The sequence below is a fragment of the Micromonospora sp. NPDC023888 genome (assembly GCF_040639415.1).
Lineage (GTDB): Bacteria > Actinomycetota > Actinomycetes > Mycobacteriales > Micromonosporaceae > Micromonospora.
Genome location: NZ_JBEZZW010000022.1, coordinates 53727 through 76601 on the forward strand (window position 1 = coordinate 53727; position 22875 = coordinate 76601).

A 22875-nucleotide genomic window follows, 5' to 3' on the forward strand; every position below is an offset into this window, starting at 1 on the left:
AGCGGCGCGGCGGGCATCGGCCCGCCACGCCGCCGAACGTCTGGTCGCGGCACGGCGGACCCGCGGGCCCGCCGTGCCGCCAACCGTCGATCAGCTACCGAAGAAGACCTCGGCCTCGGCGTACCGCTCCAGCGGCACGGTCTTCAGCTCGCGGGTGGCCTCCGCGAGGGGCACCCGGACGATGTCGGTGCTCTGCATGGCGACCATCTTGCCCCAGTCGCCGTCGTTGACCGCGTCGATGGCCTGCAGACCCAGGCGGGTGGCGAGCACCCGGTCGAAGGCGGTCGGGGTGCCACCGCGCTGGATGTGGCCCAGCACCACGGTGCGGGCCTCCTTGCCGGTCTTGGCCTCCAGTTGCTCGGCGAGCCACTGGCCGATGCCGCCGAGGCGGACGTGGCCGAACGAGTCCAGCTCCTGGTTGGCGAGGACCATCTGGCCGTCCAGTGGCTGGGCGCCCTCGGCGACCACGACGATCGGGGCGTACTGGTGCTGGAAGCGCTTCTCGACGTAGCCGGCCACCTGGTCGACGTCGAACTGCCGCTCCGGGAGCAGGATCACGTTGGCGCCGCCGGCCAGGCCGGCGTGCAGGGCGATCCAGCCGGCGTGCCGGCCCATCACCTCGACGACCAGGGTGCGGTGGTGGCTCTCCGCGGTGGTGTGCAGGCGGTCGATGGCCTCCATCGCGATGTTGACAGCGGTGTCGAAGCCGAAGGTGTAGTCGGTGGCGCCGAGGTCGTTGTCGATCGTCTTCGGCACGCCGACCACGTGCACGCCCAGCTCGTAGAGCTTGGTGGCCACGCCGAGGGTGTCCTCGCCGCCGATCGCGATCAGCGCGTCGACACCCTGGGTGGCGAGGTTGTCCTTGATCCGCTCGACGCCGTTCTCGATCTTGAACGGGTTGGTCCGGGACGAGCCGAGGATGGTGCCGCCGCGGGGCAGGATGCCACGGACGTCAGCGATGCCGAGGGGCCGGGACAGACCCTCCAGCGGGCCCTTCCAGCCGTCCCGGAAGCCCACGAACTCGTGACCGTAGGTGGCGACGCCCTTGCGGACCACCGCCCGGATGACCGCGTTGAGACCTGGACAGTCGCCGCCGCCGGTGAGCACGCCGATACGCATGATCCGCTCATCCTCCTGGAGCATCAGGTAAAGCCCGAATTGCCCCAGGGTATGTGTCAGATCAGACCATCGGCGCCGTTGCCGGCCCGGGGCGGGCCGTCACTGCGCACTGTAGTCGGCCCGCCGGTGCGACGACAGCGCGCCCCGGGCCGACGGGCCGGGACGCGCTGCTCAGAACGTCACCTCGTGGTTCTCGCCCGCCTTCGGTGGCCGCCCGGTGACGGCTGCCTTCGCGTAGCCGAGCAGGTTGACCACGGCGCTGTTGGCCGAGTCCCAGTACTCGGCGGAGCTGGCGTGCACCTTGATCAAGGTGAGCCCGGGGGTGTCCAGCCCGTCGGGGAACCACGCCTTGAGCAGCGGGTTCCACAGCCGCTCGGCCCGCGCCCGGTCGAACCCCTCGGTGGCGGTGCCGGAGATCGACACCCAGGCGTTGTGCTTCTGGTCGGAGAAGGCGACGTTGACCTCCGGATTGACCCGGAGCTGGCGGATCTTTGCCGATTCGGCGTCGGCGAAGAACCACAGCTCGCCGTCGAACTCGGCCTCCTGGAGCCCCATCGGCCGGCTCACCTGCCGCCCGTCCAGAGCGGTGGTGGTGAGCATGCAGATCCGCGCGGCCCGGGCCAGCTCGGTGACCCGGGCCCGCGCCTCGGCGGCGCTGGTCGGCTGGTTGCTCATTGCACTCTCCCTCGGCTCGGCTGGTCGAACCGATGCCCGGGACAGAACCGGTCAAACCTACGACGGTACGACCACCGCTGGCCGGATCGTCATCGTCCGCCAGCCGTCATCGCCCGCCAGCGGGCCAGGTTGTGCCGGGCATCGACCAGCGCGTCGTGCCGGGCCGCGTCGGCGTCCGGCAGGGCCGGCCGACCACTGTCGTCCCAGAGCTGCCGCAGCTCCTTGGTGTAGCGGGGAATCTCCCGGGGCAGCGCCGGCATCGCACCCCAGAGCTGGGCGAGCACCACGTGGTCGTACGCGGCGTACCAGGCCCACAGCTCCAACTGCTCCCCCGGCCGGTCCCGGATCGGCTCGACCAGGAAGTCGTACAGGTCGTCGCGGATGCGCTCGCGCGACCGCCAGGCCCGGTCCGCCGGGGACGGCAGCTTGTCCAGTACGTTGCGCCGGACCCAGGGCACGGCACGGGAGTCGTCGAACTCCGTGGAGACCGCGTAGAACTCGCGGCCGTACTCGTCGACGACACCGATCGAGACGAGGTCGACGGTCGTGCCGTCCTCGATGAACTCACAGTCGTAGAAATAGCGGTAGACCATTCCGGCCATCCTCGCCCACCGCCGTCCGGCCGCACCCGGCGGGGCCGCCGCACCGCTGGTGACGAGCCACATCGGCACTTCAACGACGGTACGCGGCAGCTCGCGACGGTCACGGAAGTGCTTCGAGGGGTGTACAGCAAGCGACCGGACCGTCATGATCTGATGTGTACCGCTACCGGATGCCGAATCGGTGTCAGTTCACCTTGTCAGGGCCATCAGGTTCACCCGGTGAGCGAGTTTGTGGTCCATGACCGGGGAGGGGTTGGGCCGTGGAGATGCGCCTGCCAGAGCCGGGTGACGCGCTCACGGGTGTCGAGATGTTCGCTGGTTTGGAGCCCGAGGTGCGGCAGCGCGTCATCGCCGCCGCCGTCCCGCGCACCTACCGCAAGGGCCAGTTGCTCTTCGTGGAGAACGACCCGGGTGAGTCGCTCATCGTGTTGCGCCGCGGCGCGGTGGCCGTGTTCCGCACCGCGCCCACCGGCGAGCGGGCCGTGCTGTCGGTGATCCGTCCGCCGGACGTGCTCGGCGAGGTCTCCCTGCTCGACGCGTCCACCCGGTCGGCCTCGGCCGAGGCCATCGAGGACTGCGCGGCGCTCGCGCTCTCCCGGGGCGCGTTCATGGAGCTGGTGCACTCCAACCCCCGCATCCTGGACGCGGTGATGCGGTCGCTGGGCGGGCTGATCCGCCGGCTCACCGAGCAGAACGCCGATCACGTCTTCCTCGACCTGCCGGGTCGGGTGGCCAAGACACTTGTCCGGTTGGCCGGCGAGAGCCAGGCGCCGATGATCACGATCGAGCTCAACCAGAGTCAACTGGCCGAGATGGCCGGTGGTTCCCGGCAGAGCGTCAACCAGGCGATCGGTTCGTTCGCCAGCCGCGGCTGGCTGCGTACGGAGGGCCGCCGGATCGTGGTGACCGACGTGGCAGCGCTACGGCGCCGCGCCGGCATGAACGACCGCTGACACCTCACGAGCAGCACGAAACGGCCGGGTCGCCAGCGGGCGACCCGGCCGTTTCGGCGTCATCGGCGTGGGGTCACACCCCGGAGCTGCCCGGCCCGGCCCACTTGTCCGGGCCCTTGCCGTCGCCACCCGGGCCGTGGACCTGCTCGCTGACGATGCCCTCGGCCTGCAACGTGGCGAGCGTGGCGGCGTCGACGTCCACCGAGTCGCCCGCGGAGTGGCTGACCCCGTTGCCGTCGGTCCAGTCGCTCTCCAGCTTGACGTACACCATTGACCTCTCCCCCTCTGGTCCCTGATCGATATCTGGCCGCCTGAATCTAGTCGGTCAGCACCCTCGGTGACTGTCCACAAACCAACAGGCCGCTACCTGACAGCGGTCGACGGGGGCGATAATCCCGGTCAGGGGGCGCCATCGGCGTCGACCCGTTCACCTCTGGGGGATGTCATCGCCGCGCAGTGTGGACGCTGTGGACGCACGGCCGCCGAAGGGGACCGCTTCTGCGGTGGCTGCGGCGCCGAGCTGGGCGCCGTGTGCCCGCACTGCCTGCGCCCACTCGCCTCGGACGTCACGTTCTGCACGTCCTGCGGATCGCCCCGACCGGGCGCGGACCGACCGGCCACGGTCACCCCCCAGGAGGACCGCCGCCGGGTGAGCGTGCTCTTCGTGGACCTGATCGACTTCACGCCGTACGTCGAGCGCACCGACCCGGAGCAGGTCCGTGGCATGCAGACCGGGTTCTTCTCCGCCGCCCGCCGGGTGGTCGGCCAGTACGGCGGGGTGGTGGAGAAGTACATCGGAGACGCGGTGATGGCGCTCTTCGGTGCCCCGATCGCCACCGAGACCGACGCGCTGCGCTGCGTACGGGCCGGTCTGGAGCTGCAACGGGTGCTCACCCGGTTCGCGCCGACCGGCAGTGCCGAGATGCGGTTCCGGGTCGGGGTGGCCACCGGCGAGGCACTTGTCGACGTGGCCGCCGCGCGCGACGGCGGACAGGCCATCGTGGCCGGCGACGTGGTGAACACGGCCTCCCGGATGCAGTCGGTCGCGCCACCCGGTGGGGTGCTGGTCTGTGGCACCACCCACGCGCTCACCACGGACGCGATCCGCTACGAGGAGCAGCCCCCGGTCACCCTGCGCGGCCGGTCGTCGCCGACCGAGGTGTGGCTCGCCCTGTCCCCGCTGCGTCGCCAACCCACCGACCGGGAGCCGGACACCACACCGCTTGTCGACCGGGAACACGAGCTGGGGATGCTCGTCAACGCCCTGCACCGGTCGCTGCGCGACCGGCGACCGCAGGTGGTCACCATCTTCGGTCGGGCCGGCATCGGCAAGAGCCGGCTGCTGCGGGAGCTCTACCGGCACACCGGCCGGCTTGTCGACGAGCCGCTGACCTGGCGCACCGGGCGCTGCCCGCCGTTCGGGGAGAACGTCACCTTCGCCGCGCTCGCCGACATCGTGAAGTCCGAGGCCGGCATCCTCGACACCGACCCGGCCACCAGCGCCGCGCAGCGGCTGGCCGCCGCCGTGGGCGAGCTGATCGGCCCGGGCGAACGGGACCGGGTGGTGGACGCGCTGCGCCCGCTCGTCGGGCTACCCGGCACGCCGCTGCCGGCCGAGGAGGCGGAGTCGGCGTGGCGTCGCTTTCTGCTGGCGCTGGCCGCCCAGCGTCCCACCGTGCTGGTCTTCGAGGACCTGCACTGGGCCGACGACGCGATGCTGCGTTTCGTGGAGCTGCTCGGGGCGGCGGCCCGCGACGTACCGCTGCTGCTGCTCTGCACCGCCCGCCCGGAACTGGTCGACCGGGACCCGAGCTGGGCCGGGACGATCACCGGCTCGGTGACGATCACCCTGCCGCCACTGCGCGACACCGGCATCGCCGCCCTGTACGCGCACCTGTTCGGCCAGGCGGCGTTCTCCGCCGACATGCTGACCCCGTTGATCGAGGTGGCCGGCGGCAACCCGCTCTACGCGCACGAGTACGTCCGGATGCTTATCGAGCAGGGGGCGCTGCGCCAGTCGGGGCGGGGGTGGTCGCTGGACAAGCAGCTCGAGCTGACCATGCCGGAGAGCGTGCACGCGGTGATCGCCAACCGGGTGGACCTGCTGGACGCCAAGGACCGCGCGGTGCTGCTGGCCGCGTCCGTGGTCGGGGTGCAGTTCTGGCCCGGCGCGGTCGCCACCGCGCTCGGGCAACAGGTCGAGTCGGTCGAGCGTTCGCTGCGCCGACTCGAACAGCGCGACTTCGTCCACGAGCAGGTCGCGTCGACGATGGCCGGGCAGGCCGAGTTCCGGTTCCGCCACGTGCTGGTCCGCGACGTCTGCTACCAGCGGTTGCCGCGCACCGAGCGGGTGGCCCGGCACGAGCGGGCCGCCGACTGGCTCGACGCGCTGTCACACTCCCGCGACACCGACCTTGCCGAGGTGCTCGCCCACCACCGCTGGGCGGCGCACGAGATCGCCCGCTCACTGGGCATGCAGGTGCGGCGCTACGCCGGGCCGGCGCGGCAGGCGCTGCACCGGGCGGCCCGACGGGCGTACGCGCTGCACGGGTTGGACGCGGCGGCCAGCCACGCGGGCCGGGCACTCGGCCTGGCCGACGACAGTGACCCGGTGGGCCGGCTCCAGTTGGAGCTGCTGAGCACGGAGATCTCGTTCTACCGGGACGGCAACGCATTCCTCTCCGGCGGCGGGCCGGAGCAGGTGCACACGCTCGCCGACCGGCTGCTGTCGCACGGCGACAACGCCTGCGCCGCCCGGGCGTGGACGCTGCTCGGCCAGGCCGCCTGGCTGCGGGCCGACCGCGGCGACGCGTTGGCCTGCCTGGACCGCGCGGTGCAGCTGTTCGAGCCACTACCGGACACTCCGCAGAAGGCGGACGCGTACGCCGAAATGGGCCGGCTGCACATGCTCAACTACGAGCGGGACCCGGCCGTGGCAGCGGCGAACACGGCGGCCGAGATCGCCGAGCAGTTGGGCCTGACCGAGACCCGCACCAACGCCCGGATCACCGCGGCCACCGCCCGCTACCAGTCCGGGGACCGGGTCGGCCTGGACGAGTTGCACGCGATCGTCGAGTTCGCCCGGACCGGTCAACTGCTGGCGCTGCCCCGGGCCACCCAGAACCTCGCCTGGGCGATCCGGGAGGAGGGCGACTGGCTGCGGTCCGACGCCCTGCTCTCGGCCGCGCCGGCGCGGACCGCGAGCGGTCAGACCCTGACCACCAGTTATTCGGCGGAGGCGATGCGCGCCTGGTTCGACGGCGACTTCGGCCGGCTCCTCGCGGCGGCGGAGGCGTTCGTGGACACGCCCACCGGGAGTTGGGACATGCAGGTGCGCGGGTTGCGCTGCTGTCTGCTGGTGCTGCGCGACGACGAGGACCCGGACGACCTGACCGACGCGTTGGACACCGCGCGGCGCAGCGGGTTCCACCGGCTGCTCTGGACGATGCTGAGCATGGCCGCGTTGTGTCGGGCGTTGCAGGGGCGCGACGCCGAGGCGGCGGAGCTGATCGAGGAGTTGGACAGGTGCTGGTCGGCGGTGCCGGCCCTGGCCAGTGGCGAGTGGATCGCCGCGGCCGCGTACGCCGCGGCCCTGAGCGGCCGGAGCGCGGCGGTGCGGGTCCGCACGATGCTGGGCCGGGTCGGGCACCGCACGCCCTGGTCGGAGGCGGCGTTGCGGACCGTGACGGCGGCCGTGGCCGCGGCGGACGGCGACCACCGGCGCTCCGCCGAGCTGCACCTGGCCGCCGCCGAGACCTACGGGCGGATCCCGGACGTCAGCGACCGGGTGTTGGCGCTGGCGCTCGCGGCGGCGGAGCTGACCCGCGCCGGCGACCCGGCAGGCGCACGGGCGACCCGCGCGGAGGTACGTACCTTCGCGCTGCGCAACGACACCCCCGGCCTGCTCGCCCTGGCCGGTCGGCCGATCAGCCCGACCGGGCCGGCGGTGGCGTGCTGAGCCACGACCCGCCGCCCGAATGCCAACGATCACCGAGATGGCGCTTGTCGCGCAAGAACGGACAAAGGACCCCGGTCGCGACCTGCGGCGGCAGCCGTGACTTTGGAAGACGCGACACAACGCACTCCCGGAACCATGCCCTGACGTGTCACGATTCAGAGCACGGCGTGCGGACGGGCGTCGAGGGTCGCGCCGCGAGGCGCTTAAGGGGGATGTCCGGGTGTCAGCGGGTGGTGCCCGCCGGGGACGGCGGGACAACGGGCTCGACGCGAACGAGTACGCCGTCGTCGGCGACGTCGATCCGCGCGTCGGCGAGCACCTGCTCGACGTGCTGGCCGCCGGTGGGATCGCCGCCTACCTGCAACCCTCCGCCGACCTCAACCCGGTCACCCGCACCACCACCGTTCCGGCCCGGCCGGTCGACCGGCTCTACGTCGACCGTTCACACCTGAGCACCGCACGGGACTATCTGACCCAGCTCGCCGACGAGACCACTCCGGAGCAGCCGCCCGCCCGCGACGAACCGGACATCGACGCCGAGTGGGCGCGGATCGTGGCCGGCTTCCACACCTCCTCCACCGTCGGTGACCACCCGTGGCCGGCCTCCGAGGACGTGGACGAACGGGACGCCCGGGACGAGCCGACGACCGGCCCGCTGGCCCGCTCGGGGACCGACGAGCCGGGTCCGACCGCCACCGACACCCGCCGGCTGCCGTCCGCCACCGACATCTCCGGGATCTCCGTGGGGCGCGGCACCCGGCCGGACGAGCCGTCGCTGCTTGACGGGTTGGACACCTTCGGGGCCGACCTGCCCGACGACGAGGACGACGAGGGTTACCACCCGCCCCCGCCGCCGCCGCTGCCCCGGGTCAGCAAGTACGCGGTGATCGGTGTGCTCGGTGTGGTCGTCGGGTTCGTGCTCTTCCTCTTCCCGTCGCTGCTCCCGGTGGACCGTTCGGCGGTCACCCTGTTCGGGTTCACCGGCATCCTGGCCGGTTTCGTCACGCTGATCTGGCGGCTGCGCCCCGGCGACGAGGACGAGGACGACCCGGACAACGGCGCCGTCGTCTGATCCTGGCCCGCATCCCGGGACGACGCCCGACCCGCCGAGGGCGTAACAGTGGTGTAACTTACTGTCAGTAGGAATACCGCTGTACGTCACTTCCCCCGCTGACTGACCGGTTTTCCCTTGCTCGTGGCGGTCAGTCCTCTGCTGATCGGAATGCCCGAGATGCGACAGAGTTCCCTCGTGGTGGTGGCCAACCGCCTCCCCATCGACGACAGTCAGGCGCCCGACGGGGCCTGCGAGTGGCGGCGCAGCCCAGGTGGGTTGGTCAGCGCGCTGCACCCCCTCCTGCGGCACACCCCCGCTACCTGGGTCGGCTGGGCGGGCGGCACCGGGCCGGCCCCCGCACTACCGGACGTGGACGGTGTCCGGATGCACACCGTCGCGCTCAGCCCGGAAGACCTGCGCGACCACTACGAGGGGTTCGCCAACGCCACCCTCTGGCCGCTCTACCACGACGCCGTCGAGCAGCCGCAGCATCACCGGCGGTGGTGGGAGGCGTACCAGCGGGTCAACCAACGCTTCGCCGAGGCGACCGCCGCGGTGACCGAGCAGGGCGGGGTGGTCTGGGTCCAGGATTACCACCTGCAACTGGTCCCCGGCCTGCTGCGCACGCTCCGTCCGGACCTGCGCATCGGCTTCTTCCTGCACGTGCCGTTCCCACCGCCGGAGCTTTTCATGCAGTTGCCGCGCCGGGCCGAGTTGCTGCGCGGGATGCTCGGCGCCGACCTGGTCGGCTTCCAGCGGGTGCAGGCGGCACACAACTTCGCCCAACTGGTGACCAGGGTGCTGGATCTGCCGGCCACCGACCGGCGGATCGGCATCGACGACCGGGTCGTCCGCATCGGCGCGTTCCCGGTCTCCATCGACACCGCCGAGATGGGCGCGCTCGCCGCCCGCCCCGACGTGGCCGCCCGAGCCCGCCGACTACGTCAGGACCTCGGCGACCCCCGGCAGGTCATCCTCAGCGTGGACCGGATGGACTACACCAAGGGCATCGAACAGCGCCTCAAGGCGTACAGCGAACTGCTCGCCAGCGGCGACGTCAAGGTTCGCGACACGGTGTTGGTGCAGGTCGCGATGCCGAGCCGGGAACGTGTCGGCCAGTACCAGATCCTGCGTGAGCGGATCGAACGCGAGGTGGGCCGGATCAACGGCGAGTTCGGCCGGGTCGGCGAGCCGGCGATCCACTACCTCACCCAGCCCTTCGACCGGGCCGAGCTGGCCGCGCTCTACCGGGTCGCCGACGTGATGGCGGTGACCCCGCTGCGCGACGGGATGAACCTCGTCGCCAAGGAGTACGTGGCCGCCCGGGTGGACGACACGGGCGCCCTGCTGCTCAGCGAGTTCGCCGGCACCGCCGCCGAACTGTCCCAGGCGTACCTGGTCAACCCGCACGACCTGGAGGGGCTCAAGCAGGGCCTCTGCGCCGCGCTGCGGGCCAGCCCGGCCGACACCACGCAACGGATGCGGGCCATGCGTGCCCACCTGGAGGAGCACGACATCCGGGCCTGGGCCCGCTCCTACCTGAGCGCGCTTGACGAGCGCGGCGCCCTGGTCAGCCGCCTGACCAGCACCGACACCAACCCCGGCGCCGCCGACCCGGACGCCGGCACCTCCGCCGACGACGCTCGGGTGCCGCGACCCGCCACCCCCACCGCCAGCTCGGTCACCCGACAGACCAGCGGCTGAGCCGCGTCCCCGGGTTGGTCGCCGAGCGCGGCCGACCCGGGTGCTCAGTGCGCCGCCGTGGGCTCCTTCTCCAGCCAGTCCAGGATCGCGTCGATCGGCTCCGCCCACCGCACGTCAAGCATCAGGTCGTGGCCCATGCCGGGAAAGAGCAGCGGGGCCGAACCGTACCGGCGGGCCACCCGGGTCAACGTCGACGCCGGCACCACCCGGTCGTCGGGGCTGCCCAGCACCAGCACCGGCGGCGTACCCACCGCCGGCTCGGCCTCCGGCTCACCAAGCAGAGCCCACTGCGCCCGCCGGCCCGCCCGGCCGAGTCGTCCGACGTACCGCCGGGCCTCCTCGTCGGGCAAGTCACGGCTGAACAACTGCCCACGGTTGAGCCGCAACGGCCCACCGAACACCGCAGGCAACGTGCCCGCCGGGTTGCGGCGCAACGCCGCGCCCAGCACTCCCCAACCGCCGAAGACCGGTGCCACGAGCACCGCCCCCCGGGCCGGATAACGGGCCAACGCGTGTGCCACCACCAGCGCCCCGGCACCGTGCCCCACAAGCACCGCCTGGCGCGGCAGGCCCGCGGCCACCTGGACCACGTCGTGCGCGTACGCGCGCAGCGTCGCCTCCGGCGCCGGCTCGCTGCCACCGTGCCCGCGCAGGCTCAGCGCGTACGCCGGGAAACCCCGCGATGCGGCGTGACCCAACCAGTGCTCGGCGAACGCCCACGCACCGTGGCCGAACCCGGGAACGAAGAGCAGCGGAGGTCGCCCCTCCTCCGCCTCGGGAACGGCGCTGAGCACCTCCCGCCGGGCCGGTCGGACCGGACGCGACCACTCCCGGCCCCGCATGATCCGCAGCTCAGTCACTTGTCTGCCTTCCGTTCGCGACTGCCGGGCCGGCTCACTTGCCCTCCAGGTCGACAAGCGCGCGCTGGACCGCGCGCAGGTAGTCGGCGTGGCCGACCTCGAACCAGTGCCGGCTGCTCTCCTTGACCTGCCCGGAGTAACGCTCCCCGGCGCGCTCACGCACCCGGGACGCGAACGCGGCGGCCCGCTCCGGTCGGTCCCGGCGGGCCTGCAACAGTCGGGCGAAGAGCACCGTCTGCCAGTGCGACAGGGTGAACAACCCGGAATCCGGCTGCACCAGGCCGGCGACGGCGAGGGTCGGGTGCCCCGGGGTGAACGCGTTGAGCCACAGCGTGGGCCGGCCCGCCCCGGCGCTGTCGCCGAACACCGACGCGTCCAGGAACTCGAAGCGCGGCAGGTAGCCGGTGGCGAAGATGACCACCTCGGGGTCGATCTCGCGGCCGTCGGCCAGCTCCACGGCGTAGGGGTGGAACCGGGCGATGTCCGGCACCGGGCCGATCCCGCCGTGGCCCACGTAGTAGACGAGTTGACTGTTCGCGATCGGGTGCGTCTCGTACACCCGGTGGTCGGGCTTGGGCAGGCCGAACCGGGTCAGGTCGCCGACGGTCAACCGCAGCGTCCAGTGGTAGAGCCACTGCCGCACCCGCAGGGGCACGCGCAGCGCCAGCAGGCTGTCGTTCACCTGGTCGGCGGGGCGGCCGAGCACGTACTTCGGCGCGTACCAGTAGCCGCGCCGGGTGGAGTGCCAGCACCGCGACGCCTGCTGGGCGGCCTCGACGGCGATGTCGCAGCCGGTGTTGCCGGCACCGACCACGAGCACCCGCTTGCCGCGCAGTTGCGCCGGGTCCTTGTAGGACGAGGCGTGCATGATCTCGCCGCGGAACTGTTCCAGGCCCTCGTAGCGGGGCAGCTTCGGCGACCAGTTGTGGCCGTTGGCGATCACCACGGCGGCGTACCGGGAGGTGCGCTCCGGGCCGTACCCGCCGGTGGAGCGGGTGGTCACGTCCCACCGGTCCCCCTCGGCGGGCTCGACGCGGATGACCTCGGTGCCGAACCAGATGTGCGAGCGCAGGTCGAAGTGGTCGGCGTACCGCTCGAAGTACGACAGCAGTTGACTGTGGTGCGGGTAGTCCGGCCAGGAGTCCGGCATCGGGAAGTCCGGGAACTGGGTGAACGGCTTCGACGAGATCAGGTGGGTGCTGGCGTACACCGGGCTGCGGTCGTGCCGCCAGTTCCAGGCGCCGCCGACGCCCGTCTCCCGTTCGTAGCAGTCCACGCCGAAGCCGTGCTCGCGCAGGTTCTTGATGGCCGTCAGGCCGCTGGCACCGGCCCCGATGACGCAGACCGTGTCACCCCGGTCGGAGACCGGGCGACCGTCGCCGCCGCGCGCGGGCGAGGTCGCCTCCGGGTCGGGCCGGCCGTGGTCGGTGGAGGTGGACACCGGGACATCTCCTTTTGGTACGGCAGGCGTGCCGGTCGCCGCGAAATCCTCTCCACAACCGGGCCGGATGTCCAGTCCTGAGCCGGACGCGTCGACTGTCGAGCCGGGGCGGGGGTCAGCCGGTGGTGGGCAGCAGCAGGTCGACCAGGACCGGGAAGTGGTCGCTGGCCCGGCGGGTCTGCGGCGTGTCCACCACGTCGTAGTCGACGACGGTGATCCGCGGGTCGACGAAGAGCGCGTCGATGCGCCCCCGCGGGTCGGCGCAGGAGTAGGTGAGCCGGTCGGCGCGGTCGGCGGCCACCGCGGTGTCGGTCAACCCGCGCGACACGGTGGCCCACGCCGGCCCGTCCGGGCCCTCGTTGAGGTCCGCACCGGCCACCACCGGGCTGGTGGCCGCGTCCAGGCCGCGCTTGAACTCGGCGGCCTGCCCGGGGCGCTCGGCCGGGTCGGTGGACAGGTGTGAGCCGGCGAGGGTGAAGCGGGCGTCGCCGACCCGGCAGTCGGCGTACGCGGCGCCGCGCAGGTGCCGGCCGGGGGTCAGCGGGAAGCGTTGGCAGCGGGTGCCCAACACCTGCACCCGCAGGCTGGTCAGCACCAGGTTGCCGAGCGCGGGCAGCCCGCCGGCGGCCACCACCAGGCCGAACGACTCGGCAAGCGTGGCGGACTTCTGCCGCCACCGGAACCGGCGCGGCCCCTCCTGCACGATCACCACGTCCGGCCGCGCGGCCCGGACCACCGCCGCCAGCGCGGCCGTGTCGTCGCGCTGGCTGTGGATGTTGTACGACACGACGCGCAGCGGCACACCCATCCCGGACCGCCCGCTTCAGATCCGGCGGGCCAGGTCGGCGGCGCCGATCACCCCGGCGCTGTTGCCCAGCTCCGCCGGGAGCACCTCGGCCACCGGCAGGCGACCACGCTGGGCGAGCGCGTCGAGGTACGAGCGGCGCGTCGGGCCGAGCAGCAGGTCACCGGCGTCGATCACACCGCCGCCAACCACCAGGGTCTGCGGGTCGAGGATCTGCGCCATGTCGGCGAGGCTGGTGCCCAACCATCGGCCGATCTGCGCGAACGCCTCGGCGGAGACGGGGTCGCCACCCTGCGCGGCGGCGGTCACCATCGGGCCGGTGATCGCCTCGGCCTCGCCGCCGGCCAGGTCGAGCAGCGCGGTGGCCCGGTTGGGTTCCTGCCGGGCGCCGGCTCGGGCGAAGCGCACCAGGGCGCTGCCGCTGGCGTACTGCTCGATGCAGCCGAGCCGGCCGCAGCCGCACTGGTGCCCGTCCGGCACGGCCAGCATGTGGCCCAGCTCCGCGGCGATGCCGTGCGCGCCGCGCATCAGGTCGCCGCCGAGGACGATGCCGCCACCCACACCGGTGCCGATGGTGAACATGATCATGGAGTCGTCGGCGTCGCGGGCCGCGCCGTAGCGGAACTCGGCCCAGGCGGCCACGTTCCCGTCGTTCTCCACGATCACCGGCAGGCCGACGGCCTCGCTGACGTACTCCCGCAGCGGTTCGTCCCGCCAGGCCAGGTTGGGGGCGAAGAGCACGGTCGAGCGGCTGGCGTCGATCCAGCCGGCCGCACCGATGCCGACGGCCTCGATCGTCCGCCCGGTCGCCAGCTCGCCGACCAACTCGATGATGACGTCGCGGGTCTTGCCGACGTCATCGGCGGGGGTGTCCCGTCGGGTCTGCACGAGGACCGTGCCGGTGTCGTCCACGACACCGCCAGCCACCTTCGTGCCACCGACGTCGACTCCGATGGTCAGCGTCACCGCTGCCGCTCCCCTCTACTGTCCGGCCCGTGTCCCGGCGGCATGCCGGTCCGGGTCGGGATGTCCCGCGCTCAGGCGCCGTCGCCCGGTGCTTGCGCTCCGGTGTCGTCCGGCACCCGCGAAGCGGGCACCGCGGGATGAGTGGTCGGTGCCGGTACGGTCGCCGGCCCGGCGTCGTCGACGGGTGGTACGGCGGCCGGGGCGAGTGGGTCCGCCGTCCGGGTGGCGACCGACCAGACATCCCGCTCCGGCGCCGGCTGAGAATCATGCCCGCTGCGGGTGGCATCGCGCCACACGTGTTCGCCACCGGTCGCGCTCGACGGGTCGCCAGGGGCTTGCTCGGGGAGCACATCGTCGGTGTTCGCGGCGGGTGCCGACGGCGTCGCGGCGGAAGGTGCGGCTGTCGAACCGGAGGGGTTCGTCGGGGGCGGCTGCGCCGGGGAGAACGCGCGGAGCAGGCTGGCCACGCCCGCCGCGAGATCACCGGCGCCGGTCGCGAGCCGTTCGGCGAATTCCGGACTTGGGTCGCGTAACGCGGCGATGCCCCGACAGACCGGGCAGACGCAGCATTCGGCCGATCCGGTGGCGAAAGCACCGCCGGCGCCGGGACGCCCGTCCGGGTCGACACTGTGACCGAGGACACCGGCCAACACCCCGCCCAGCGAGCCGAACGCGCCGCCCGCCGAGCCGGCGGAGGCCAGCCGCGCCCCCGCGAGCAGGGTGGCGACCAGCCGCTCCGCCTCTTCCCGGGCCGAACCCGGATCCGTTCCGCCCACCCTCGGCTCCTCTACCGTGCCACCGGACCCGTCACTGCGCCGCACCGGTTGCTTCTACCCGGCGCTTGAGCTGCTTCAACGCGGTATCCATGATCATTTTCTCGGCCTTGCGGCGAAACATCCCGAGCATCCCCACCGACAGGTCGACCTCCAGCGTGTAGGTCACCGTCGTGCTGCCGTCCGGGTTACCCACCAGGTCGTACGAACCCCGCTGGGACTTCTGCATCTTCGAGGGAGCGACGAGGTGCCACTCGATCCGGGAGAGGTCCTCGGCGTACTCGTAGGCGAGCACGTACTCGTCGGCCATCACCCCGGCGTCGATGGTGAAGCGCACCTGGCTGGCGTAGCCGTCCTCGTACTCCTCGACGACCTCGGCGCTGCGGACCGCGTCGGTCCACTCCGGGTAGGCCGCGAAGTCACAGATGACCGCCGTCACCCGGTCCGGTGCGGCACCGATGATGATCGACTGGGTGGAGGAGTCCGCCATGGGGGGAGGCTACCCGGCGGGCCGCACCTCCACGCCGCGCCGCCCCCGCCGCGCCGCCGAGGTCCACGGCGGGTCGGGACAGCGCCGGGCGTTGGCAGTGTGCCCGTGCTCACCGGGTAGGTTTCGACACAGCCACCGTCCGTCGGCGGTGGCCGGCCCGGCCAGTGCGAGCACGAAGGAGTGCAGGTGCGCGAGTTCTCCGTCCCGCCGATCATCACCGTTGGCGACGCGGCCAACCTCACCGATCCGGTCTGGGACAACGCCGAGATCGCGCCCGACGCCGTCCAGTTCGCCCGCCCCACCCCCGGCGCCGAAGGCACCGTCACCACCTGGTCCGAGGTGACCTGCCGGCAGTTCCGCGACGAGGTGGCCGCGGTGGCCCGTGGACTGATCGCCGCCGGCATCGAACCCGGTGTCCGGGTCGGGCTGATGAGCCGCACCCGCTACGAGTGGACGCTGCTGGACTACGCGATCTGGACCGTCGGAGCGGTCACCGTGCCGATCTACGAGACGTCAAGCGCCGAACAGGCCGCCTGGATCATCGAGGATTCCAACGCGGTAGCCGTCGTGGTGGAGACCGACGCGCACGCCGCCCTGATCGCCGGCGTCCGACACCGGCTGCCCGAGCTGGACCACGTCTGGCAGATCGACCTCGGCGGGGTCGACGAGCTGGTCCGGAGCGGCGCCACTGTCGAGCTGGCCGAGGTGGAGCGGCGACGCAAGGCGGTCGGCGCCAACGACCTGGCCACCATCATCTACACCAGCGGCACCACCGGCCGCCCCAAGGGCTGCGTGCTCACCCACCGCAACATGTACGCCGACATCGCCAACGCGGTGCCGGTGCTGCCGAACCTGTTCAACGCCGGCGCGTCCACCCTGCTCTTCCTCCCGCTGGCACACGCCTTCGCCCGGCTGATCCAGATCGGTGTCGTGCAGGCGCGGGCCACCATGGCCCACTGCGCCGACACCAGGAACCTGGTCGCCGAGTTGCAGGCGTTCCGGCCGACCTTCGTGCTCTCCGTACCCCGGGTGTTCGAGAAGGTCTACAACGCGGCCAAGCAGAAGGCCGAGGCCGACGGCAAGGGCGGCGTCTTCGCCCGCGCCGAGCAGGTCGCCATCGCGTACAGCGAGGCTCTGGAGACCCCGGGCGGACCGGGTCTGGCGTTGCGCGCCCAGCACGTGGTCTTCGACCGGCTGGTCTACGGCAAGCTGCGCGCCGCGCTCGGTGGGCGGTGCCGCGACGCCATCTCCGGGGGTGCCCCGCTCGGCGCCCGGCTCGGTCACTTCTTCCGGGGCATCGGCGTGACGGTCCTGGAGGGCTACGGCCTGACCGAGACCTCGCCCGCCGCCGCGGCGAACCTGCCCGCCGGCACCCGGATCGGCACCGTCGGGCGCCCACTGCCCGGCGTGACCGTGCGGATCGACGACGACGGCGAGATCCTGATCTCCGGCGACCTGGTCTTCCAGGGCTACTGGCGCAACGAGACCGCGACCGCCGAGACGCTCAGCACCGACGGGTGGTTCCGCACCGGCGACCTGGGCCAGCTCGACGCCGACGGCTACCTGAGCATCACCGGGCGCAAGAAGGAGCTGATCGTCACCGCGAGCGGCAAGAACGTCGCCCCGGCGGTGCTTGAGGACCTGGTCCGGGCGCACCCGTTGATCAGCCAGTGCGTCGTCGTCGGTGACCGCAAGCCGTTCATCGCGGCGCTCGTCACAGTCGACGAGGAGGCGCTGCCGGCCTGGCTGGAGGGCGCCGGGATGCCCGCCGACACCCCGGTCGAGCAGCTCCGCGAGCACGAGGCCCTGCGCAGGGAGATCCAGACCGCGATCGACACCGCGAACCAGGCCGTCTCCAAGGCCGAGGCGATCAAGGTGTTCCGGGTCCTGCCCCGCGACTTCACCGAGGCGACCGGCGAGCTGACCCCGTCACTCAAGGTCAAGCGCCAGGTCGTCCACAAGACGTACGCGGCGGACATCGCCGACATCTACCGAGGCTGACTACCATCCGTCACGTGCCCGCATCCACAGCCACCGCACCGCACCCGCATCCCCTCGCCGCGGCCGCCCGCCTGGTGATGCTGGCGCTCATCGCCGTCCTGACCCTCTTCGCCACCCGCGACGTCACCCAGTTGTGGTGGATCGCGCTGCTGGCGGTGGCCGGGCTCCCGTCCCTGCTGGCCCCCCAGCACCGGCTGGTCGCCCCGCTGAGTCGGGTGGCCGAGGTGGTGGTGCTGGGCCTGGCCGCGAGCCAGGTGGCCGCGGTGGCGTCGATCGGCACCGTCGACGGGCTCGGCGCCTCGGCGGTGCTGCCCTACCTGGCGGTCCCGGTTACCGTCACCGCGCTGCGCCGCCGCTTCCGCGAAGGCGCCGCCCTGCTCGCGGTCACCGCCGCCACCCTGCTGATAAGCGGTGCGCTCACCACCGTCGGTGGCGGGCTCCAGCTCGGCCAGCCGGGCTACCTCGCGGTCTGCGCGCAGTGGCTGATCCTCGCCGCGCTCGGGCTCTACGCCGCCGGCACCCTGCACCGGGTGATGGCCGTCCGCGGGGAGGGCAAGCCCCAGCCGTACGCGGAGGCGACCCGGCTGCTGACCCAACTTCGGACGGTGGCCCGACAGTTGCCCGGCGCGACCCTGGACCCGGGCGGCATCTCCGAGCACCTGCTGGAGGAGCTGCGCACGGTGGCCCAGGCGGACCGGGGCGCGGTGCTGTCGGCAAGCGGCGGGGGCCGGCTCGTGGTGCTCGCCCAGGCCGGCGTGGACCGGGTGGACTGGGAGACGACCCTGGACGCGGACTCGGCGATCGCCGACGCCTGGGCCAGCCAGCAGGCCACGACGGCCGCCCGCTCGCAGTCGCGCTCACACCGGGGCGGGGACGTGTCGGCGCTCATCGTCCCGCTGGTCGCCGGGGTGCGCACGGTGGGGCTGGTGGTGCTGGAGGCGGACGTCGCGCAGGCGTACCCGCCGCCGGTGGTGTCCCGGGTGACCGGGCTGACCCGGCCGGCCGCGCTGCGGCTGGAGGCGGCGCTGCTGTTCGACGAGGTCCGCTCGCTGGCCACCAACGAGGAGCGGCAGCGACTGGCCCGGGAGATCCACGACGGGGTGGCGCAGGAGTTGGTGATGGTCGGCTACGGCATCGACAACGCCATGGCCACCGTCTTCGACGACGCCGACGAGACCGCCGAGGCCCTGCGCACGCTGCGCGGCGAGGTGACCCGGGTGATCACCGAGCTGCGGTTGAGCCTCTTCGAGCTGCGCAGTGAGGTGGACCGGCAGGGCGGGCTGGCCGCGGCCATCGCCGAGTACGCGCGCACCGTCGGCGCGTCCGGCGGGCTGCGGGTGCACCTCTCGCTTGACGAGTCCACCGCCCGGCTGCCGGCCGCCACCGAGGCCGAGTTGCTGCGCATCGCCCAGGAGGCGGTGACGAACGCGCGCAAGCACGCCGGTGCCTCGAATTTGTGGGTCACGTGCGAGGTCGACCCCCCGTACGCGCAAATAGAAGTGTCGGATGACGGTCAGGGGATGGCTGACCAGCGCCCCGACGGACGGTACGGTCTTGCGATCATGGCCGAGAGGGCGGAACGTATCCGGGGCCGGTTGGAGATCAGGCCGCGGCAACCCAGTGGCACGACCGTGGCCGTGGTTGTCGGCACCTCGTCCCGCCGAGATAACGTGCGCGACAGCGCAGCACCAGAAGGGGAGTAACCCGAGGATGACCACAAGTCCGACACCGGCGACCCGCACCAAGGTCCTCCTTGTTGACGATCATGACCTGATTCGTAAGGGCCTGCGCCACGCCTTCGAGCGCGACCGGCAGTTCGAGGTCGTCGGTGAGGCCGCCACGGCGGCAGAGGGGGTACGCCAGGCCGGCGCCCTACAGCCGGACGTGGTGATCATGGACCTGCGGCTGCCCGACGGCAGCGGCCTGGAGGCCACCCGCGCGCTGCGCAAGTCAAGTGCGTCGATGGGCATCGTGGTGCTGACCATGTACGCGGGCGACGACCAGCTCTTCGGTGCCCTGGAGGCCGGTGCGAGCGCCTTCGTGCCGAAGACCGCCCCGGCCGACGAGGTGGTGGCCGCCGCGCGGCACGCCGCCTCCTCCCCCAGCGCGTTCACCGCCGCCGACCTGGCCGAGGCGATGAAGCGCCGGCTCGCGCCGTCCGGTCCGCAGTTGTCGCCCCGTGAGGGGCAGGTGCTGCGGCTGCTCGCCGACGGAATGAGCGTGGCCGGCATCGCCAAGCAACTGTTCGTCAGCGAGTCCACTGCCAAGACGCACATCTCCAAGCTCTACGAGAAGCTCGGCGCGGCCAACCGGGCCCAGGCGCTGATGACCGCTCTGCGGCTCGGCCTGCTCGAAGCACCGGACGCGCCGAAGTTCTGACCGGCCCCCGCTCGTACAGCGGGACATCACGACCGACGGTCCGCGCCAGCTTCGGCAAGCGCGGACCGTCGCGCATCGACCAACGTCGGCGAGCAACCTCTCGCACGCTATGGTCTGGCGTGCGTGGCGGGTGCACAATACCCGCGCGGGCGACGACGCCCGCGTCGCGGACTCGAGGGGTGAATCGCATGCAGCGGCCGGACTGGGCACCCGACACCATCGACATCGAGCGCCCGAGTGTCGCGCGGATGTACGACTACTACCTCGGTGGCTCGCACAACTTCGCAGCGGACCGCGCCGCGGCGCAGGCGATGGTCGCGGCGGTGCCGGAGGCGCCGCTGATGGCCCAGGCCAACCGTGCGTTCCTGCGCCGGGCCGTGCACCACCTTGCCGAGGCCGGGGTCCGGCAGTTCCTGGACATCGGCTCGGGCATCCCGACCGTCGGCAACGTGCACGAGATCGCCCAGCGGCTCGACCCGCAGTCACGGGTGGTCTATGTGGACGTCGACCCGGTGGCGGTGGCGCACAGCCGGGAGATCCTCGCCGGCAACGAGCGGGCGGTGGTGGTGCAGGAGGACCTGCGGCACCCGGAGGCGATCCTGGCCCACCCGGATGTTCGCAAGCTGCTCGACCTGAGCCAACCGGTGGCCGTGATGGTCGTGGCCGTCCTGCACTTCGTCCCGGACGACGACCGACCGGCCGAGCTGCTGCGGACCCTGCGTGACGCGCTGGCCCCCGGCAGCTATCTGGTGCTGTCGCAGGCCAGCGACGACGGGCGCAGCAACGACGAACGCGCCGAGGCGGAGCGGGTCTACCAGCGCACCGACAATCCCCTGTGGATACGTAATCGGGCTGAGCTGACCGCGCTCTTCGACGGATTCGAGCTGCTCGACCCCGGCGTGGTGTGGGTGCCCCAGTGGCGACCGGACACCCCGGAGAGCGCGGAGGACGCCGAACGCGCGGTCTTCATGGGCGGCGTCGGGCGACTCGGTGGCTGAGCCGCCCGAGGCGGCCTCCCGTCCGGGCACGTTCGCCCGTGCCTGGGCGAAGGCGGTCTCCGGCACCAGCTACCTGCCGATGACCCAGGCCCAACTGGAGACCATGCTGGACCGGCTCACCGGGCAACTGGCCGGCGCGTTGCTCACGGAGCCGTTCGACCTGCGTGCCGGGCACCGGGTCGGTGCCGAGTTGGTCGCCGCGCACATCGCCTCCGCGGAGGGGTTGGGTCGTACCGTCGAGGTCATCCAGCTTCGGTTGGTGCGCGACCTCGGGTTGGTGGCCGAGGAGGTCGAGGACCGGATGGCCCGGCTGCTGGCGGCCGTGGCGACCGGCTACGCCCGCGCGCTGCGCGACCGCACCCTCGACGAGCAGGAGGCCATCCGCCGGGCCGCGATGAGGGCGCGGACGCAGGCCGAGCGGGCGCTGCGGGCCAGCGAGGCACGGTTCCGACATCAGGCCACCCACGACCCGCTCACGGGCCTGCCCAACCGGACGCTGTTCACCGAGCGGCTCACCGCGGCGCTCGACGAACCCGGCCGGGGCGCACAGCGGGTCGGGGTGTGCTTCCTGGACCTGGACCGCTTCAAGATCGTCAACGACACCCTGGGGCACCAGGTCGGTGACCGGCTGCTTGTCACGGTGGCCGAGCGGCTGTGCGAGGCGGTGGGTGAGCACCTGGTGGCCCGGCTCGGCGGGGACGAGTTCGTCATCCTGGTGCAACGCACCGGCGGCACCGACGACATGGTGGCGTTGGCCGAGACCGCGCTGGCCGCGGTTCGGGCACCGGCGCTTGTCGACGGGCACGAGTTGCAGATCTCGGCGAGCATCGGCATCGTCGAGCGTCAGGTGGCCGGAGCCAACCCCACCGACCTGATGCGCGCCGCGGACAGCACCCTGCACTGGGCGAAGTCCGCCGGCGGTGCGCGCTGGGCGCTCTACGACGCCGAGCGCAACCAACGCGAACTGGCCCGGTACGCGCTCTCCGCGGCCATCCCGGCGGCGTTGGAGCGGGGCGAGTTCTACCTCGACTACCAGCCACTGACCTCACTACGCGACGGCAGCCTGGTCGGCGTCGAGGCGCTGGTCCGCTGGCGCCACCCGGAGTTGGGGGTGCTGCGTCCGGACAAGTTCATCGGGCTGGCCGAGGAGACCGGCCTGATCATCCAGTTGGGCGGCTGGGTGCTGGCCGAGGCCTGCCGCGAGGCGGAAGCCTGGGCGGCCGGTAGCGTCGCCGCACCGTTCGTCAGCGTCAACCTGGCGGTACGCCAGGTGCATCGGCCGGGCCTGGTGCAGGAGGTCCGCGCGCTCCTGCGGCAGACCGGCCTGCCGCCGGAGCGGCTCCAACTGGAGATCACCGAGAGCACGATGATGAGCACCGCCGAGGAACCGGTCCGCGCCCTGCGGGTGCTGGCCGACCTCGGGGTCCGGATCGCCATCGACGACTTCGGCACCGGCTACAGCAACCTGGCCTATCTCCGGGACCTGCCGGTGACCGAACTGAAGGTCGCCGGGGAGTTCGTGGCCGGTCTGCGTTCGCCCTCGGTCGGTCGCACCGACGAGCGGATCCTCGCCTCGCTGGTCTCGCTGGCGCACGCGTTGGACCTGACGGTCACCGCCGAGGGCGTGGAGACCGCCGGGCAGGCCGAGCGGCTACGGGCGATCGGCTGCGACGCCGGCCAGGGCTGGCATTTCGGCCGCCCGGCCCCCGCCGACCGGATCCTGGCCCGCATCCGCTGAGCCTCCCGGTCTCCACCACCCACCCCGGCCCTGCACACCCTCGGCGCGTGCCCGCCCCGGCCCGCTTCACCTGGCCCACCGGGGGCTGACGAGAATGATCGACTCGTTGTTCGTGAAGTCGGGGCATCCCTGGCGCCAGGACACCCCGACTTCACGAAGCCAGAGTGGATCACACGAGCGGGCGATCCCGAATTGCAAGGGTTGTCCGTTTGGACTGGCCTGCCCGTAGTTGGAGTCACCCATCACCACCTCACCCGGCCACCCGCTAGCTCTCTCGGGTCACCGGGCTCGGGGTCACCGGGACATCCCGCGGCACGGGATGAGCCCGGCGTTCGGAGACTGCGTTGAGGGTGATGCCT

The 22875-nt window shown here is 72.3% G+C and carries 19 protein-coding genes; 9 read left to right on the plus strand and 10 right to left on the minus strand.

Features of this window, described 5'->3' with window-relative positions:
• Positions 1–90: 90 nt before the first annotated feature.
• The 3 genes from AB0F61_RS20360 to AB0F61_RS20370 form a co-directional block, all read right to left on the minus strand.
• Positions 91–1119: a 6-phosphofructokinase gene (locus tag AB0F61_RS20360; protein ID WP_357811949.1), complete on the minus strand. Its 1029-nt coding sequence runs from the start codon at positions 1117–1119 to the stop codon at positions 91–93.
• A 171-nt stretch (positions 1120–1290) separates the two neighbouring features.
• Positions 1291–1794, minus strand: coding sequence for a pyridoxamine 5'-phosphate oxidase family protein (locus AB0F61_RS20365; protein ID WP_357811863.1), 504 nt, complete (start codon positions 1792–1794; stop codon positions 1291–1293).
• Positions 1795–1883: 89 nt separating this feature from the next.
• Positions 1884–2387: a polyadenylate-specific 3'-exoribonuclease AS gene (locus AB0F61_RS20370; protein WP_357811951.1), complete on the minus strand. Its 504-nt coding sequence runs from the start codon at positions 2385–2387 to the stop codon at positions 1884–1886.
• Between the two features lie 269 nt (positions 2388–2656).
• Between AB0F61_RS20370 and AB0F61_RS20375 the strand changes: the two genes are divergently transcribed.
• On the plus strand, positions 2657–3349 hold the full coding sequence (locus tag AB0F61_RS20375; RefSeq protein ID WP_007463121.1) for a Crp/Fnr family transcriptional regulator: 693 nt from the start codon (positions 2657–2659) through the stop codon (positions 3347–3349).
• Positions 3350–3422: 73 nt separating this feature from the next.
• Here the strand turns inward: AB0F61_RS20375 and AB0F61_RS20380 are convergent, their stop codons facing one another.
• The gene (locus tag AB0F61_RS20380; protein WP_357811866.1) at positions 3423–3620 is read right to left on the minus strand and encodes a hypothetical protein; all 198 of its coding nucleotides are present in this window, start codon (positions 3618–3620) and stop codon (positions 3423–3425) included.
• A gap of 174 nt (positions 3621–3794) precedes the next feature.
• Between AB0F61_RS20380 and AB0F61_RS20385 the strand changes: the two genes are divergently transcribed.
• The 3 genes from AB0F61_RS20385 to AB0F61_RS20395 all read left to right on the plus strand — a co-directional run bounded on the left by AB0F61_RS20385 (position 3795) and on the right by AB0F61_RS20395 (position 10065).
• Complete coding sequence (locus tag AB0F61_RS20385) at positions 3795–7307, plus strand: adenylate/guanylate cyclase domain-containing protein (RefSeq protein ID WP_357811953.1); 3513 nt, start codon at positions 3795–3797, stop codon at positions 7305–7307.
• Between the two features lie 220 nt (positions 7308–7527).
• On the plus strand, positions 7528–8379 hold the full coding sequence (locus AB0F61_RS20390) for a DUF308 domain-containing protein (protein ID WP_357811868.1): 852 nt from the start codon (positions 7528–7530) through the stop codon (positions 8377–8379).
• 159 nt (positions 8380–8538) lie between these two features.
• Positions 8539–10065, plus strand: coding sequence for a trehalose-6-phosphate synthase (locus tag AB0F61_RS20395; protein WP_357811955.1), 1527 nt, complete (start codon positions 8539–8541; stop codon positions 10063–10065).
• 44 nt (positions 10066–10109) lie between these two features.
• Here AB0F61_RS20395 and AB0F61_RS20400 read toward each other — a convergent pair whose 3' ends face one another.
• From AB0F61_RS20400 to AB0F61_RS20425, 6 genes are all read right to left on the minus strand, one after another.
• Complete coding sequence (locus tag AB0F61_RS20400; protein WP_357811957.1) at positions 10110–10907, minus strand: alpha/beta fold hydrolase; 798 nt, start codon at positions 10905–10907, stop codon at positions 10110–10112.
• A gap of 52 nt (positions 10908–10959) precedes the next feature.
• Positions 10960–12366 (minus strand): NAD(P)-binding domain-containing protein, encoded by a 1407-nt coding sequence (locus AB0F61_RS20405; protein ID WP_357811870.1) that lies wholly within the window; start codon positions 12364–12366, stop codon positions 10960–10962.
• A 115-nt stretch (positions 12367–12481) separates the two neighbouring features.
• Positions 12482–13174 (minus strand): endonuclease/exonuclease/phosphatase family protein, encoded by a 693-nt coding sequence (locus AB0F61_RS20410; RefSeq protein WP_357811872.1) that lies wholly within the window; start codon positions 13172–13174, stop codon positions 12482–12484.
• 15 nt (positions 13175–13189) lie between these two features.
• On the minus strand, positions 13190–14137 hold the full coding sequence (locus tag AB0F61_RS20415; RefSeq protein ID WP_357811875.1) for an ROK family glucokinase: 948 nt from the start codon (positions 14135–14137) through the stop codon (positions 13190–13192).
• A gap of 71 nt (positions 14138–14208) precedes the next feature.
• Entirely contained in the window at positions 14209–14913 is a 705-nt protein-coding gene (locus AB0F61_RS20420) for a hypothetical protein (RefSeq protein WP_357811877.1), read from the minus strand.
• 31 nt (positions 14914–14944) lie between these two features.
• Positions 14945–15400 carry an SRPBCC family protein gene (locus AB0F61_RS20425; RefSeq protein WP_357811880.1) on the minus strand — a complete coding sequence of 152 codons (456 nt, stop codon included), beginning with the start codon at positions 15398–15400 and terminating at the stop codon, positions 14945–14947.
• A gap of 186 nt (positions 15401–15586) precedes the next feature.
• Between AB0F61_RS20425 and AB0F61_RS20430 the strand changes: the two genes are divergently transcribed.
• From AB0F61_RS20430 to AB0F61_RS20450, 5 genes are all read left to right on the plus strand, one after another.
• Positions 15587–17401 (plus strand): long-chain fatty acid--CoA ligase, encoded by a 1815-nt coding sequence (locus AB0F61_RS20430; RefSeq protein ID WP_357811882.1) that lies wholly within the window; start codon positions 15587–15589, stop codon positions 17399–17401.
• A gap of 14 nt (positions 17402–17415) precedes the next feature.
• Positions 17416–19104 (plus strand): GAF domain-containing sensor histidine kinase, encoded by a 1689-nt coding sequence (locus AB0F61_RS20435; protein ID WP_357811884.1) that lies wholly within the window; start codon positions 17416–17418, stop codon positions 19102–19104.
• A gap of 7 nt (positions 19105–19111) precedes the next feature.
• A complete protein-coding gene (locus AB0F61_RS20440) occupies positions 19112–19780 on the plus strand; it encodes a response regulator transcription factor (protein WP_007072219.1) in 669 nt (222 codons plus the stop codon).
• A gap of 188 nt (positions 19781–19968) precedes the next feature.
• The gene (locus tag AB0F61_RS20445; protein ID WP_357811886.1) at positions 19969–20778 is read left to right on the plus strand and encodes an SAM-dependent methyltransferase; all 810 of its coding nucleotides are present in this window, start codon (positions 19969–19971) and stop codon (positions 20776–20778) included.
• 79 nt (positions 20779–20857) lie between these two features.
• Positions 20858–22516 carry a bifunctional diguanylate cyclase/phosphodiesterase gene (locus AB0F61_RS20450; RefSeq protein ID WP_357811959.1) on the plus strand — a complete coding sequence of 553 codons (1659 nt, stop codon included), beginning with the start codon at positions 20858–20860 and terminating at the stop codon, positions 22514–22516.
• Positions 22517–22875: the final 359 nt, after the last annotated feature.

What these genes read in the sequence shown, in the direction of transcription:
- AB0F61_RS20410 (WP_357811872.1), bottom strand. Translation starts at nt 13,174, where the DNA reads ATGGGTGTGCCGCTGCGCGTCGTGTCGTACAACATCCACAGCCAGCGC.
- AB0F61_RS20360 (WP_357811949.1), bottom strand. Translation starts at nt 1,119, where the DNA reads ATGCGTATCGGCGTGCTCACCGGCGGCGGCGACTGTCCAGGTCTCAAC.
- AB0F61_RS20380 (WP_357811866.1), bottom strand. Translation starts at nt 3,620, where the DNA reads ATGGTGTACGTCAAGCTGGAGAGCGACTGGACCGACGGCAACGGGGTC.
- AB0F61_RS20365 (WP_357811863.1), bottom strand. Translation starts at nt 1,794, where the DNA reads ATGAGCAACCAGCCGACCAGCGCCGCCGAGGCGCGGGCCCGGGTCACC.
- AB0F61_RS20445 (WP_357811886.1), top strand. Translation starts at nt 19,969, where the DNA reads ATGCAGCGGCCGGACTGGGCACCCGACACCATCGACATCGAGCGCCCG.
- AB0F61_RS20425 (WP_357811880.1), bottom strand. Translation starts at nt 15,400, where the DNA reads ATGGCGGACTCCTCCACCCAGTCGATCATCATCGGTGCCGCACCGGAC.
- AB0F61_RS20400 (WP_357811957.1), bottom strand. Translation starts at nt 10,907, where the DNA reads ATGCGGGGCCGGGAGTGGTCGCGTCCGGTCCGACCGGCCCGGCGGGAG.
- AB0F61_RS20395 (WP_357811955.1), top strand. Translation starts at nt 8,539, where the DNA reads ATGCGACAGAGTTCCCTCGTGGTGGTGGCCAACCGCCTCCCCATCGAC.
- AB0F61_RS20370 (WP_357811951.1), bottom strand. Translation starts at nt 2,387, where the DNA reads ATGGTCTACCGCTATTTCTACGACTGTGAGTTCATCGAGGACGGCACG.
- AB0F61_RS20450 (WP_357811959.1), top strand. Translation starts at nt 20,858, where the DNA reads ATGACCCAGGCCCAACTGGAGACCATGCTGGACCGGCTCACCGGGCAA.
- AB0F61_RS20440 (WP_007072219.1), top strand. Translation starts at nt 19,112, where the DNA reads ATGACCACAAGTCCGACACCGGCGACCCGCACCAAGGTCCTCCTTGTT.